Here is a 14,188-nt window from a genome sequence, read left to right as displayed (position 1 = left end):
CGTCTAGGTTATAATCTATCCTACAATCTTTATGTGTTTAATATAATTTAGTGATGAAGTGAGGATCAATCAATGACTTTGTATATAGGTTTGATGTCTGGGACAAGTATGGATGGTATTGATGCCGCGCTTGTTGATGTATCAAAAAATATACTACTTTGTGGAGTCACTAAAAAATACAGTAAAGAAGTTAAAACACATATAGATAAACTGCTGTCTGGTGCCGATTTAAGTCTAGCTTCTATTTGCCAACTGAACACATTAATTGGAAGAGAATTTGCGAATACAGTTAATGAATTATTGCAGAAAGTAAAATTATCAGCCAGTGATATTTCTGCAATAGGAAGTCATGGGCAAACAGTATGTCATAATACCAGTGGCACTATTCCATATACCTTACAATTAGGCTGTGCCCATACTATTTCAGAATTAACTGGAATCACTGTCGTTGCGGATTTTAGGACTCGAGATTTGGTGCTGGGGGGACAAGGAGCACCTTTTGCTCCTCTTTATCATCAGCAATTATTTAACGATGTAAATGACCATATTGCTGTAGTAAATATTGGTGGCATTTCCAATGTTACATTTATTAATGCAAATGAACCAATTAAAGGCTGGGACATAGGACCTGGAAATTGTTTAATGGATGCTTGGATTATGAAACACCAAGGAGCATCATATGATGCAGAGGGGGCATGGGCTCAACAAGGAGAAGTGATTGAACCGCTTCTTGAAACATTAATGTCTGATTCGTTCATTATTGCTTTCGCTCCCAAAAGTATCGGTAAAGAATATTTTTCATTATCATGGCTAGAGCACTATTTAAAGGAAGGGTATCGACCTGTAGACATACAAAAGACTCTGCTTGCCTTTACTGCTAAAACAATTGCGGATACAGTATTAAATGAACGAGAGCATATCAAAAAAATGTACTTGTGTGGTGGAGGTGCCCACAATCTAGCTTTATTGCAAATGCTTGCTCAATTATTACCTCAAACTAGTGTTATGAGTATTGCTAAAGTAGGTATTAGTCCCGACTATGTGGAGGCGATGATGTTTGCTTGGTTGGCTGCTCAAACGATCAATCGTATTCCAGTGGATTTAAGTACTATTACTGGCTCACGACACCCTGCAATTTTGGGGGCAATTTATCCAGTAACCAAATAATTTTAAAGCAAAATTTGGGTGCGATGCAGCAAAACATGGGTTAAACATAAAAACTTGCCCAATATTATCTTCTATATGTCTTTTATATACTAAGAACGTATTGACAAAATAAATACGTATAGGCTTAAATGTGGAATTTCAAACGGAGTGATCTTAAATTGAGCGCACATTATACAGATAAAACAAATCAAGGAGCGAGCACGAGTCTTGCAACCGCTTATTTTATATTCTTCCTTGCCGCATCTTTTTATTTATATGAATTTATTTTGCAAGTAGCTCCTAGCGTTATGGCTGAATCCATGATGAAAACTTTTGGGGTTACCGGTCAAGGGTTTGGGGTTATATCTGCCTTTTATTTTTATGCCTATGCGCCCACGCAATTACCTGCGGGTGTATTATATGACCGTTATGGTCCGCGTAAACTAATGACCTTCGCTATCATCCTATGTGCATTAGGCTCTGCTTTTTTTGCATCAACAGACAGTGTGCTCACAGCATGTATTGGAAGGTTTCTTATTGGAATTGGCTCTGCGTTTTCATTTATCGGTGTTCTGGTTCTATTATCACGTTGGTTTCCTCCTTATTATTTTGCTATTTTGGCTGGAGTTGCTCAACTGATGAGTTCAGTAGGGGCTATCTTTGGTGAAATGCCTCTTGCTTATTTAATTCAAGCAGTTGGATGGCGTAATGCAAGTTTTATTCTTTCCATTATTGGGTTTATTTTAGCAGCATTTTTTTGGCTGTATATACGAGATTATCCACACCAGAAGAGTCAATCAGTTCCTGAACATTACTTGCGTGACGAATGGAAGCGACTTCTTGCCGTATGCAAACATAGTTATACCTGGATAATAGGATCATATGCGTTCACAATTTGGGCCCCCATCGCAGTCTTTGCCGCACTTTGGGGTGTTCCATATTTACAAGAAAAATTTCAAATAAGTGTGGTTGCTGCTTCAGGATTATGCAGTATGATTTGGATTGGAATAGGTGTAGGGAGTCCTCTTTTAGGATGGTTTAGTGATAAGATTGAAAGTCGACGTATCGCTCTAATTCTTAGTTCAATTTTAGGGCTATTTGCAACACTGATCCTCTTGTATTTTCCTGGATTATCTTATGGATGGACGCCTTTTATACTCTTTGTGTTGGGTTTAGGAGCGGGTGGACAAACGGTAAGTTTTGCAGTAGTTAAAGAAAATAATGCACCTGATCTGGTAGGTACAGCTTCAGGTTTTAATAACCTTTCCGTAGTGATAGGTGGTGCAATATTCCAGCCTTTGGTAGGTTACATATTACAGCATACTAACTTATGGCATGTAGTGAATGGGGCGCATGTATATAGTGTTGCAAGTTATCAAATTGCCCTAATGGTAATGCCGATATGCTTTTTAGCCAGTTTGCTTATTGCAAGCTGCTTACTCAAAGAGTCTCATCCAGCGCATCAGAAGCATTAATTCTTATTTAACCAACTCATTTTTTATTGTAAGAATGAGTTGGTTTGTTCTCAAGAACCTAACTGAAGGTTACAGAGTGGATTCAATAGACTTGAGGCAGATGTGTCTTGCTTATCTTTCGGTGTAAACCATAATAAACCACATTTTTCTTTATAAAAAATATAACTTGCTTCATTTAATCTACTTAAATATTTTTGCTTAGCATAGGCATTATAGCAATGCTCATCCTGGGCAATCCGATTAAATTTTTCGTCAAAAGCTTTTAACTTTGCTGCTAAGAATTTAGCATCATCTGAACCGTGCCAGGAACTGGATAAGACCGTAGTTATATTATTAGGGTAAGTAAAAATATGATCCTCAAAAGAGTCAAACAGAATGTCCCATAAACTTAATGATTCAAAAGAACCTTTAATTTGTGAGATTGTTTGTACAAATTTGCACACCGTTGGAGAATGCAACTGCAAAATACCTTCCTTACGTGCTTCTTCTAAAAGAAAAAACTGAATGGAGTGAGCCCACTTGCCATGCTTGGGACCTGCGCCCGCATCAGCAGATAAATAACCATTTTTTAGTAGAATGTTATTAAATAAGTCTGCTGTTAGTTCACCATACAAAACAGGTGTATGCTTGGGGTATTGGAATTGGGGGCTGGTTTTAAACTCTTTACTAATCTCAAAACATTCCGGCTGATTAAAATGATTATTACTGCCCCATTCATCGAAAAATTGGCGTAAAGATTTTTTGCCTTGTTTGGTAAATGCGAAATAGTCTGTAACAAATTTTCCCAAACCATTGTATACCAGTTCTTGATTGCAAAAAAATTTCCAGATGGCAATAACATCTTCTTTAAGATGTTTGTCTAAGTTGGTATAACCTAACTCTCGTAAACTTTGCTCGTAATCATTTGTATCTTCTTCTCCTTTTTGTATGAGTTCAACAGTCATGATTTTTATTCCCTTTAAAATATATCCCTAATAGCACTTGGTTTTTTGATACTTAAATTACATAAGGAGTGGAAGCAAAATGATTCTTCTTGTTAATTAAAATTCAATACTAATCATTTATTATTATTCGTGTCAAATGATTGATCTTGTGGTGTTTTTTGTGCCCGTCAATGCAATGAATATACTGTTTGATGCTTAATTATAAGCAGTAAATTTTAAGCCAGCACAATAGCGCGTAATGTTCCAGCGAGAGCAGGTTGTAGATTGTTGTCTTGTCCTGGGGTAGGTATGTATGAAAGTGCCGGTTCGAGATAGACATTAGTTATTAATTTTGCTTGGTAATAAATTTGATACATTAACTCTGAGGAGCGATTGGATATTCTGTGATTAAGCCAAGCAAGAGAAAATCCAGCGCCTAATGAGTCGCCTTCACGATTTGCAATAAGGCCGAATAGAGTAAAGCCGGCACCAATAGAACGATTCATGGGTAAAACACTGGAATTATTGATACTTAATTGATAAAACGCAGAAACACCACTGATGTCATATCCAGGATGGCGATACCATAAACGTTGAGAACCAAATAAGTAAGCACCAGTTGCTCCCATTTCGGATAGATTGTGTTGACGAATCAAACCAGTCTGATGCCAAACTCCTATTCCTGCCGTACCAGGTCGATGATTTTTACCTATAGTCCAGGCGCCACCCGTTTCACTTACCTGGAAATAGTTTCCATTGAATGTGGGCCCACTTAAACCTGTTTGTTTACCACTGGCTAAATTACCATCATATATGCCGTAGGAAAGATACCATTGATCAATTGGAGCCAAAGTCGCAGTAATGCCATAGGCAGTATTCGTGTAGCCAGGCATGACTCCATCTACGGCTGGGTTAATAAAAATCGGAGTATAAATTAAGCTTGTTACTGCAGGAATATTGGGCTCATCAGAGCGAAGAGGGGCGGGCTTGATTACATTATTAAAATCAAGAGTAGTAATTGTTTTTCCAATTCGAACAAACATTTTTTTATCAAAAAGTTCTTGCCTATACCAAAGAGCATAAAGTTCAGATCGATTAAAAGGATAAACATCGGGTAATGAGTTATACCCTTGAATAAGCCCTGCTTGAGCATTAGTATTCTGTGCATTTTGTTGCAGAAACTGAGCGCTAAATAACCCTCCATTCCATCCATTAAATTGTTCGGTGTCTACTGTCAGATCTAATAAAAAGACACTGTTTGATGTGACACGGTCAGCATCAGGTATTCCTCCTGAAAACAATTTATTGGTGTCACCAATCCAGGCTCCTTGAACCATAATTCCATGATTATTTTCAATACCTAGTTTTTTCTCTATATAGCGTTGAATTGCACCCGAGCCTGTAGTCACATTGACTGCAGCGGGGTTTGAGCTGATACTCGAGCTGTCGGTTACATACTTAGGTTTAGATGATGTTGTTGGAATAGTTTCAGAAGTTTTTGCATTCACAATATCAATGCAATTTATAAGAATAAATAAGATAAAAAATAGTGATCGGATCATAATTTTTCTTTTAAAAGCATTAATATGTATCTGTTTTATAACATCTTTTACCATATACTTTTCTAAAGATAGATTCAATATTTTCTATCCTAAATTGAATACAAATACTCCAGTATTAAGTAACAGTTTTAAAGCAACTGTGTAAAATGGTACTGTATCGATTACTTAAAAAAGCAGATGAGGAAAGAAGAAACATTTTGCTTGGAAGAAATTTTTAAGCTTGTGCACTATTTAGTGCTACAAGCTTAAAAGATTATTGAAAGACTAACAGCCAGCTCCAGACACCAGTATTGCTGATGCAAGTTGGTCTTGGTTTAGAGTATAGGTCTTATTAGGGATAACATCGACCCAGTTTGTCAGTAAATCAGGTTCCTTTTTGTCAGTTGACCATACGAGCACTCTAAAGTAATGAGCATGATTAGGTAGAGTAAGTTGGATTTGCCCTTTTTGAGAGAGCGTTATTAGGGAACTTAAATCCAATTTTGCACCATTGACGATGGTTTTATTGCTCTCCTGAATGGCCTCAGCTGATTCTCCCCATTGTACTGCAATTTTGCTTAGATTATTTTTTGCAGGGTAATTGGTTTTATTATCAAGCATAATTTGCGTAGCAAAGGCAGTTGAAGCCATGAAGTATAAACATAAATAAACCAAAATTTTTTTCATTATTCCACCTAAAGATTATTCAACAATTTTTCCCTCTTGGGGCTCACAGGTTGCCTGCTCATTACTCTTAGGTGATGTTAAGGGAAACTTGCCTCCAGAGCTAAGCGTGGTTGTCTTCCCATTGTGTATGAAGGCTTCTTTAGGAATATGAACAGCTACGTTTTTAATAACATTTACTGCTTCTGGAATATTGAAATCACCTACCATGCTTAAAAATTGATAACTTTCTTGTGGTGAAAATCCTTGAGTACGCACTAAAAAGTCAATGGCATTCTTTGAGGCAAGTTGCATCGCTTCAAACAAGTTTTCATGTAAACCCATTATTATCCATTCATCAGCATTTTCTACGATAGGCCAGGTGAATAAGTTACTCCCATTTCGTTTGGTTTTATCAAATACTCCTTCTGCTTTTAAATCTTTTCGTACAATAAATTGCAGGGTGATTCCTTCATAAGAGGTCTCAAGTGCTGTGACATCAATCTCTCCATTGCTCTGCATCGCATGGGAATCACCAGTCCAAACTAAAGCACCTTTTTGAAAAACGGGCAAATAAAGAATGGATCCTGCTTGCAGGCTTGGTTGATCCAAATTACCTCCAAAAGGACCGGGAGGAACTGAGTTGAATTGTCCTGGAACGGGTTGGCCCATATGAGTTTCTAAATTCACAGGCCAGCCATCAGGCCAATCTGTAGGTGGGGCTACCGCGATAACCCCCGGAAAGGGTTTCAAGCGTAAGCAAATTCCTTTGGCAAACTCGGTGGTGTTCTTTTCTTTATTATATTTGAAGTACATGATTCTTGGCTTGGTAAACTCTGATAAAATCCCTTGTGTAGGGCTCAAAAAGTTGTATCCAAAATCATTCAACTTGATATCTAAGACTCGAATTTCGAGGACATCTCCTGGCTCTGCTTCTTCAATATAAACAGGACCGGTTAAGCTGTGCATACCCCGTCTTTTTTGAATGTCATATTTTGTATAGAATTTTGCAATTTCAGCGGGCGTTGTTTTATTAAAGACCATTTCATGCAAGCAACTGTTCCACGTTTCTAAAGATACTGAATCTCCAGAGTGAACTTTAACAGCAGGTTTCTTATCCAGTGAAAAAAGACCAAGAGTAACGGTGTCTTTTGTGGCGGGAACTCTGTATGTTTCTGCCGAAACAAAAGGGAAATATGCGGTTGCTATTAATAAAGAGAATATTTGGATTTTCTTTAGCATTTCTTATCCTTAAGAATGAGTATTGGCAATATCGTGCATCGGATAACTTAATAGATTTAATATGAATTTAATAAAAATTCAAGTCAGTTTAAAGTTTATCTTAAGGATTTGTCATTTTAAAAACAGGGGGTTGCTATGTTAAATAATGTTACTCATATCTGCTTTGATTCATCGGCAATCGGATTTTTAGATAAAAAGGTTAATCCTATGAAAATCAGGAAGATCAGCTCGATTACATTACAGTAAAGCCCAAAATGAAGATTATTATGATGCTTATAGAAGAAGTTAGCTCCTTCTGTTCCTATTGCGCCTACAACCATCACACATAAGCTAACCAATGCAGAGGCGGTTCCCTTGCTTACTGGGGTTACAAAGAGGCAGTATCTGTTTAAAGGTGCATTAATTACACTTAGTGCAAAAAAATAAATAATCGTTCCTGGAAGTAAATAATAATATGCATTACCAAACAGGTAAGGAAGCAAAGAAGTTAAAACTGTTCCAATAACCAGAATAATACAACCTAGAAAAACGATTTGTTTAATTTTGTATTTATAAGTTAATTTGTGCAAAAACCAATTGCCTAAAATGGTCGCGCCAAATACCGGAAGTTGCCAAAGCCCATATTGGATTACTGTAAGTTTCGCCTCAACAATAAAAATAATAGGTGCTAATGCAATCCAAGCAATACAGGGGATACCAACTGTACCTGCTGCTAAAGTTCCAAAACAAAATGCTCTATTAGTAAATAAGTCTTTATAGTTCTGAAGAACTTTGTTTGCTGAGAATTTAGTTTTTGGGGTTAGTTCTCCATTTCTCTTTATTTGACCTATCGGTTCAGGCATATATCGCCATAACCCCCATAATACAACAAGGGCCCCTAGCGCTATGCCAACAAAGATATATCGCCAGGACGTATAATGAATGATGATGGCGCCAATAAGTGGCCCAAGTAATGGGGCGAGAATTGCAACATTGGCCATAATGGCTATTAAGCGAATCGCATCCATTTCTTCAAAAATTTCTTGAATGGTCGCATAGCCTATTACCCCAATAAAGCATAAGCCCATACCTTGAAAAAAACGTGCGACCAAAAATTGACTCATCGAATTGGAGCAAGCAATAAATATTGTAAAAACAAAAAATAGAAATGCTCCAAGGAGCATCATCGGTCTGCGCCCATAACTATCAGAAATTGGACCTAAGAAGATCTGTAAACTTGCGCCTCCGAGAATATAAACACTTAAAGAAGTAGCTACGGCCGATTCTGGCGCATTAAAGGAACGAACAACTTGAACCATACCGGGCATGATCATGTCGTTTGCAATATAAGTTAGAAACTCATACATGACAAAAAAGCAGGCAAATATTAACGCGTGTTTTTTAGTTATAGGAATAAGGGGTTCAGTCATAACAAGAGCCCGGTTGATTAATTTTTTCTTTAAGTGTGCTATCTTGTAATTCTGTGTCTAAATTTTATATACTCTTTTGATGTTCAATTTTGCGAATCAATTCTTATGAAATGGCATTTTTTTGGTGATGATAGTGGCAAACCCAGAATTAATGAACATTTAATGATTTACATCCTTAGTCTACTTGATCCAACCTCGCAGTTCAAGGCGTCATTGGTTAATCATAAATGGAAAAAAATGGTGGATTTAACTCAAAAATACACGAATTTATTGACAACGACTCAACAAATTCCATTGTTATCTAAAGTGGGGCTCGATGTATTAAGATTAAAATTAATGTCAGGTGGAATGACAAATGTTGTTTATAGAATACAAACAGAACAAGACTATTCTAAATTCCTCTCAAAAATTCCCGGGATCGATCCTGACCTTATTGAAAGTAAAAAACCGGCACGATGGGTATTACGAATTCCAGGAGATGTATCATTATTTTCAGTATCGCGGAAGGATGAAGCGAAAAACGCACGTAAGGCATCCATATTAGGACTTAACGTCCCTATAGAGCATGATGGACCGAAGGGATTACAACTCACTAAATACATCGAGGGTGCTCAGAATTTAGATAAGGAAACATTGCAACGAATTGATATATTAAAAATCTTAGCTGAGATGGCAAAAAAACTACATACCTCAGAACGATTTGACAATGACACTGCCGTATTTGAACGTAATGAACAATTGGTGGAACAATTAAAAATTAAAAATTTTACTTTTTCTGCGGAAGTCGATTTTGTAATAGAGCAAATGTCTTATTTAAAGAAATTATTCTCTTCTTATAAAATTGAAATGTCCCCATGCCATAATGATTCGACACCTTTAAACTATTTGAGGGTACCTGGGGGAACAAAAAAACAAGAAAAAATCTATCAAATTGATTGGGAATATTCAAGCAACAACGATTTTATTTGGGACCTTGTTTATTTTGCTATAGAGGCTAAGCTCAGCAAGGAGCAAGAATTAGCATATTTAACAGCATATTTCGGAAAAGAAGAACTTTCAGATTCAATATTGGCATGGTATACCGCTTATAAACCTGTTGTGGAGTGGTGGATTACCCTGTGGTCCTGGACTCAATTAGCAAATGAAGCAAAATCTGTAAGTATAGATGAGTATAAAAACTTAGGGATAGCGCGTTTTGCAAAAACTTTGGAGCATTTGCAGAGTAAAGAATATCAGGATGCACTCAAGATTATTGAGGCCGATCGTTTAGTGTCTTCTTTTACTGGTCATCGACCTTTTTAAATCAATGTAGCCAGAGTGAAGTGCGCGGAGCCTGGGATATAAGCGGTCCTGTATTCTTGGGTTCCGCTTTGCATCGCCCAGACTACAACAGCGAAGGATAGATCATCCTGAACGTAGTGAGGGATCTCCAGAAGATGGGTATGAGTCAATCAGGGATCCGTCGTCGTAGACTCCTGTTTTTAAAAGCAAGTACCCTTCGAATGAAAACTTAGCTTTCTTTTAAAGACAGTATCTACAAATTATGCCATGTTATTTAAAAACTCTTGTAGGTGTGTTTTCTCGCGTTCGGATTTCAAATATGTTTTGAGTAATTCGAGTGCATGGCTATACTCATCATTTTGAATCACACCGCGCATTAGTTCAAATCGTAAAAAAACACAGTATGTATTGAGTACATCTGTTTCACAATAATCACGAATACTTTTTAGTTGACCTAATGAATATTGTTCCCATACTTTAGAACCACTCATGCCCATTTTTCCAGGGAATCCAAGCATGCTGGAAATTTCATCCAGGGGAGCAAACGCTTTATTTTGATATCCTGCAATCACATCCATGAGATCAAGATGTCGGTAATGAAATCGACTCAAGTAATTATTCCAACGAAAATTTTGTTGATTATCACCGTTTTCCCAATAGGTGGGTGCGGGAATTCCGTGCAACAAGGCGCGGTAGTGTAATACAGGCAAATCAAAGCCACTGCCATTCCAGCTGACTAAAGTTGGAGTATGTTTGTCAATTCCAGAAAAAAATCGGGTTATTAGTTCTTTTTCATCAGAAGATTCATCGCCTAAAGACCAAACTTTTATTTGTGAGCCATGACTCATCACTAAAGAAATAGCGCAAACCTTTTGTAAATAATGAGGTAAAAAATCATTTCCTACTTTCGCTCGACGCAAGGCAAACATTGCTTCTGCTGTATCTTTATCAGAGAGCCCATCTAAGTCATATAAAGTACGGCCTGCCTCAACATCAGGAATTGTTTCTATATCGAATACAAGAATGGTCATGGTTCAGCTTAGCTAATTTTGAATGAACTATATCTTAACATGTGGTAAAGCAGGGAAGTAGTAGTTTATTTTTTAGAAACAATAGTATAACTTGGGTTCATCAGGATATAATGCAAGCGTAGATTGTAGTTAGTAAATTTGTTAAAATGATCTTTTTATTGTTTGGTTGCTCATGGACGCATTATTACAAATTTTTAACAAGATACGCATCGTTTTTTTGTTGATTACTTTTTTTCTTACTGCATGTGTTAGCCATCCCCCTGCAGATATAAACAACGTATGTAGTATATTTAGACAGCATCCAAAGTGGTATAAAGACGCTAAGGATGTTGAGCGTCGATGGCGGGTTCCTATTCCTGTACAAATGGCTATTATTCACCAAGAATCAAAATTCAATGCTCGAGCTAAGCCACCACGCAAGAAACTCTTTTGTATCATTCCCTGGAAAAGACCTTCATCAGCTTATGGATACACCCAAGCATTAAATGGAACTTGGAGTCATTACAAACAAAATTGTGGTGGATGGTTCTCTTCACGTGATAATTTTGCTGACGGTGTTGACTTTATTGGTTGGTATGCGAATGAAGCTTATAAAAAAGCAAGAATTCCTCGCACAGATGCTTATGCGCTTTATTTAGCCTATCATGAAGGTATAGGTGGTTATCAACGTAGAACTTATTTGAGAAAATCATGGTTATTACCTGTTGCACGTAAAGTAAAAGCACGTTCACAACTTTACGCAATGCAACTTAATTCGTGTAAAAGATCATTAAAATCACGATTTTGGTTTTAGAATTTTAAAGGTGGCAACTTTGGATTGATGAAATAGAATCAGGGTTGCATTTGAATTTATATAAGTTAATAAGTAATAATATATTCAGTAATTAAAACTGATATAGATCACTAAGGAGTTTTTAATGCGATTAATGCTTTTGGGTGGGCCGGGTGCAGGAAAAGGAACCCAGGCTTTGCGTTTGATTGAACGTTATCAAATTCCGCAAATCTCCACTGGTGACATGCTGCGTGCGGCTATTGCACAGGGATCGCCCTTAGGACTAAGTGCTAAAAAAATTATGGAAACAGGTGGTCTCGTATCCGATGAGATTATTCTTGGATTAGTTAAAGAACGTTTAAAAAAGAGTGATTGTGCTAATGGGTTTCTTTTTGATGGGTTCCCCAGAACAATTGTGCAGGCAGATGCTCTAAAGCAAGCGGGAATTTATTTAGATCACGTTATTGAAATTGCTGTGGATGATGAGGAAATTATCAAACGAATCAGTGGACGAAGGATCCATCAACCTTCAGGGCGTGTGTATCATATTGAAAACCATCCCCCCAAACGCGAGGGAATAGATGATGTTACTGGAGATGCTTTAATCCAACGTGAAGATGATAAAGAAGAAACGGTAAGAAAACGTCTAGAAGTTTATCGCAGTCAAACCGCACCTCTAGTTCACTACTATAAGTCATGGGCTGAGAGTGGTGATCATAGTGCTCCTGAGTTTCATAGTATTTGTGGTACTGGTGATGTAGATGACGTTTTTCAAAAGATTGTTAATTCCATCGAAGTTAAGGAAGCAATATGACCAGTATCAATGTATCCAGTGCAGAATTCCAATCATTAATTGAAGAAAATAGCATTGTATTCATTGATTTTTGGGCTGACTGGTGCGCCCCATGTAAACAATTTTCTAAAGTTTATGAGCAAGTAGCGGAGCATTTTCCAAATATCAAATTTGCGAAGGTTAACATTGAAGCCGAGCAACAATTGTCTGATTTCTTTGAAATACGCTCGATTCCTCATCTGATGGTATTCAAGGAAGGAATTGTCATTTATTCAAATGCTGGCAGTATGCCAGCTTCCACCTTAAAAGAGTTGGTTGAACAAGCAGTAGCTGTTGATGTTAGTGCAATAAAAGAGGAACTTCAACAGAAGGAAAAGAAGTAACTCGTGATAAATAATTTGCGAGTTCTTTCTTGCCTTTTTCATCAATGATTAAATCGAGTTTGGTCCTTCGTCTTAGTATATCATCACAATTTTGTGCCCACTCTTCTAAAATCAAATAATCAACTTCAACTTGATAGAGGTAAGTACAGTATTTTTTTCCTAAGGATTCTTGATTGTCACAAGTCGCAAGAAATAGTTCCATGCGACTTCCATAAGTATATAAATAATGGTTAAGTAGGTTTGGATCCATCCATCCGTATTTCTTTTTAGCATAATCCACATACTGATCAAAGTTCATTCCTTCAAAAATGGCTCCGGGTAAGGGCGTTAATGCTGTTAGTGAGGAACTAATCTGTGGAAAGGTTTGATGAAGCTGGTTTATGACTTCTTCTGCTAATTGACGGTAAGTAGTAATTTTACCCCCATAAATTGTAACGATTGGTGCGGGAGTATGGTGAATTTCATATGAATAATCCCGGCTTAAGGCTCTGGCTTCCTTATTGTCCTCAGCAAGTAAAGCACGTACACCACTCCAAGTGTAGAGAATATCCCTTTCTGATATCTTGGATTTGAAATATGAATTAACTAAATCTATTAAATAATGAGTTTCTTGATTACTAATGCTCGCCTCACAGGGATTATCCGTTAAGGGGATATCAGTTGTGCCGATCATACTAAATCCATGATAAGGAATGACAAAGATAATACGTTTGTCTTGATGTTGTAATAAATAGGCCTGATTCCCTTCATAAATTTGGGGTACGATAATATGACTTCCCTTAATTAAACTAACTTGTTTCCGATCTGGAATTTTAGTGAGCTCTTCTACTGACTTAACCCATGGGCCTGCTGCATTAATTACTGATTTAGCATAGAGTGTATAATTTGGACCCGTTTTAGGCTGTATTGTTAATTGCCATAAGTTATTGACAACTTCAGTATGAATTACTTTTGAGTGAGTTCGTATGCTTGCTCCATGATTTTTGGCCTGGATTGCATTAACAATAGTTAAACGAGCATCATCGGTAACTGCGTCATAAAAGAGAAACCCCATATTCAGCTCATCTATTAGGGAGGAAAAATAATCCTTTTTACTTTTCCTATAAATCATTTTGCATTTAGGTAGACGATTTTTGCCACTTAAATGATCATAAATGAATAGCCCCAAACGTAAAAACCAAGCAGATCGCATATGTTTTTCATAGGGAAGAACCAGAGCTTGGGGATGTACTAGATGTGGTGCCAGGTCTAAAAGTCTTTGTCGTTCAATAATTGCTTTTTTAACCATACTAAATTCATAGTTTTCTAAATATCTTAATCCGCCATGTATAAGCTTGGTACTGCTGGAGGATGTTTTTGAGGCCAGATCGTCTTGTTCTAAGAGCACCACAGATAATCCTCTTAATGCTGCATCTGCAGCACAACCACAGCCATTGATGCCGCCGCCAATAATTGCAACATCAAAAACCGAATTCATATTTTGGTCTCCAGAAAAAAAGTATACACTATCAATATACACTAATAGTTGG

The 14,188-nt window shown here is 37.1% G+C and carries 13 protein-coding genes; 6 read left to right on the top strand and 7 right to left on the bottom strand.

The window, feature by feature from the left end; genetic code table 11:
- The first annotated feature begins 72 nt into the window (after window positions 1-72).
- The gene (locus ACWTEW_RS25525) at window positions 73-1,167 is read left to right on the top strand and encodes an anhydro-N-acetylmuramic acid kinase (protein ID WP_454780908.1); all 1,095 of its coding nucleotides are present in this window, start codon (window positions 73-75) and stop codon (window positions 1,165-1,167) included.
- A 158-nt stretch (window positions 1,168-1,325) separates the two neighbouring features.
- Window positions 1,326-2,621, top strand: coding sequence for an MFS transporter (locus tag ACWTEW_RS25520; RefSeq protein WP_454780907.1), 1,296 nt, complete (start codon window positions 1,326-1,328; stop codon window positions 2,619-2,621).
- Window positions 2,622-2,671: 50 nt separating this feature from the next.
- Here the strand turns inward: ACWTEW_RS25520 and ACWTEW_RS25515 are convergent, their stop codons facing one another.
- The 5 genes from ACWTEW_RS25515 to ACWTEW_RS25495 all read right to left on the bottom strand — a co-directional run bounded on the left by ACWTEW_RS25515 (window position 2,672) and on the right by ACWTEW_RS25495 (window position 8,399).
- Entirely contained in the window at window positions 2,672-3,565 is an 894-nt protein-coding gene (locus ACWTEW_RS25515) for a LirA/MavJ family T4SS effector (RefSeq protein ID WP_454780906.1), read from the bottom strand.
- Window positions 3,566-3,780: 215 nt separating this feature from the next.
- Window positions 3,781-5,106, bottom strand: a complete 1,326-nt coding sequence (locus ACWTEW_RS25510; RefSeq protein WP_454780905.1) for a carbohydrate porin — start codon at window positions 5,104-5,106, stop codon at window positions 3,781-3,783.
- A gap of 264 nt (window positions 5,107-5,370) precedes the next feature.
- Window positions 5,371-5,772, bottom strand: coding sequence for a hypothetical protein (locus ACWTEW_RS25505; RefSeq protein WP_454780904.1), 402 nt, complete (start codon window positions 5,770-5,772; stop codon window positions 5,371-5,373).
- Between the two features lie 15 nt (window positions 5,773-5,787).
- Window positions 5,788-6,990 (bottom strand): acetamidase/formamidase family protein, encoded by a 1,203-nt coding sequence (locus ACWTEW_RS25500; RefSeq protein WP_454780903.1) that lies wholly within the window; start codon window positions 6,988-6,990, stop codon window positions 5,788-5,790.
- A 152-nt stretch (window positions 6,991-7,142) separates the two neighbouring features.
- Window positions 7,143-8,399 carry an MFS transporter gene (locus tag ACWTEW_RS25495; protein ID WP_454780902.1) on the bottom strand — a complete coding sequence of 419 codons (1,257 nt, stop codon included), beginning with the start codon at window positions 8,397-8,399 and terminating at the stop codon, window positions 7,143-7,145.
- A gap of 105 nt (window positions 8,400-8,504) precedes the next feature.
- On the opposite strand from ACWTEW_RS25495, the gene ACWTEW_RS25490 reads away from it, so the two are divergent.
- Window positions 8,505-9,701 (top strand): F-box protein, encoded by a 1,197-nt coding sequence (locus ACWTEW_RS25490; RefSeq protein WP_454780901.1) that lies wholly within the window; start codon window positions 8,505-8,507, stop codon window positions 9,699-9,701.
- A 239-nt stretch (window positions 9,702-9,940) separates the two neighbouring features.
- On the opposite strand, the gene ACWTEW_RS25485 is transcribed toward ACWTEW_RS25490, so the two are convergent.
- A complete protein-coding gene (locus ACWTEW_RS25485; protein WP_454780900.1) occupies window positions 9,941-10,711 on the bottom strand; it encodes a 3'-5' exonuclease in 771 nt (256 codons plus the stop codon).
- 172 nt (window positions 10,712-10,883) lie between these two features.
- On the opposite strand from ACWTEW_RS25485, the gene ACWTEW_RS25480 reads away from it, so the two are divergent.
- The 3 genes from ACWTEW_RS25480 to ACWTEW_RS25470 all read left to right on the top strand — a co-directional run bounded on the left by ACWTEW_RS25480 (window position 10,884) and on the right by ACWTEW_RS25470 (window position 12,659).
- Window positions 10,884-11,504 (top strand): transglycosylase SLT domain-containing protein, encoded by a 621-nt coding sequence (locus ACWTEW_RS25480; protein ID WP_454780899.1) that lies wholly within the window; start codon window positions 10,884-10,886, stop codon window positions 11,502-11,504.
- A gap of 124 nt (window positions 11,505-11,628) precedes the next feature.
- Entirely contained in the window at window positions 11,629-12,297 is a 669-nt protein-coding gene (adk, locus tag ACWTEW_RS25475; RefSeq protein ID WP_454780898.1) for an adenylate kinase, read from the top strand.
- The gene (locus ACWTEW_RS25470; RefSeq protein ID WP_454780897.1) at window positions 12,294-12,659 is read left to right on the top strand and encodes a thioredoxin family protein; all 366 of its coding nucleotides are present in this window, start codon (window positions 12,294-12,296) and stop codon (window positions 12,657-12,659) included. The genes adk and ACWTEW_RS25470 overlap by 4 nt, the downstream gene beginning before the upstream one ends.
- On the opposite strand, the gene glpD is transcribed toward ACWTEW_RS25470, so the two are convergent.
- The gene (gene glpD, locus ACWTEW_RS25465) at window positions 12,616-14,136 is read right to left on the bottom strand and encodes a glycerol-3-phosphate dehydrogenase (RefSeq protein ID WP_454780896.1); all 1,521 of its coding nucleotides are present in this window, start codon (window positions 14,134-14,136) and stop codon (window positions 12,616-12,618) included. The two genes, ACWTEW_RS25470 and glpD, sit on opposite strands and share 44 nt — an antisense overlap.
- Between the last annotated feature and the right edge of the window lie 52 nt (window positions 14,137-14,188).

It is taken from the genome of Legionella stuttgartensis (genome assembly GCF_977063405.2).
Note: the sequence above shows the minus strand (reverse complement) of the source record. Positions and strands in the feature narration are given on the sequence as shown.

Excerpts from the sequence above, each read along its gene's own strand:
- ACWTEW_RS25510 (WP_454780905.1), bottom strand. The coding sequence starts at position 5,106 with ATGATCCGATCACTATTTTTTATCTTATTTATTCTTATAAATTGCATT.
- ACWTEW_RS25470 (WP_454780897.1), top strand. The coding sequence starts at position 12,294 with ATGACCAGTATCAATGTATCCAGTGCAGAATTCCAATCATTAATTGAA.
- ACWTEW_RS25505 (WP_454780904.1), bottom strand. The coding sequence starts at position 5,772 with ATGAAAAAAATTTTGGTTTATTTATGTTTATACTTCATGGCTTCAACT.
- ACWTEW_RS25525 (WP_454780908.1), top strand. The coding sequence starts at position 73 with ATGACTTTGTATATAGGTTTGATGTCTGGGACAAGTATGGATGGTATT.
- ACWTEW_RS25500 (WP_454780903.1), bottom strand. The coding sequence starts at position 6,990 with ATGCTAAAGAAAATCCAAATATTCTCTTTATTAATAGCAACCGCATAT.
- ACWTEW_RS25485 (WP_454780900.1), bottom strand. The coding sequence starts at position 10,711 with ATGACCATTCTTGTATTCGATATAGAAACAATTCCTGATGTTGAGGCA.
- ACWTEW_RS25515 (WP_454780906.1), bottom strand. The coding sequence starts at position 3,565 with ATGACTGTTGAACTCATACAAAAAGGAGAAGAAGATACAAATGATTAC.
- ACWTEW_RS25495 (WP_454780902.1), bottom strand. The coding sequence starts at position 8,399 with ATGACTGAACCCCTTATTCCTATAACTAAAAAACACGCGTTAATATTT.
- glpD (WP_454780896.1), bottom strand. The coding sequence starts at position 14,136 with ATGAATTCGGTTTTTGATGTTGCAATTATTGGCGGCGGCATCAATGGC.
- ACWTEW_RS25490 (WP_454780901.1), top strand. The coding sequence starts at position 8,505 with ATGAAATGGCATTTTTTTGGTGATGATAGTGGCAAACCCAGAATTAAT.
- ACWTEW_RS25480 (WP_454780899.1), top strand. The coding sequence starts at position 10,884 with ATGGACGCATTATTACAAATTTTTAACAAGATACGCATCGTTTTTTTG.
- adk (WP_454780898.1), top strand. The coding sequence starts at position 11,629 with ATGCGATTAATGCTTTTGGGTGGGCCGGGTGCAGGAAAAGGAACCCAG.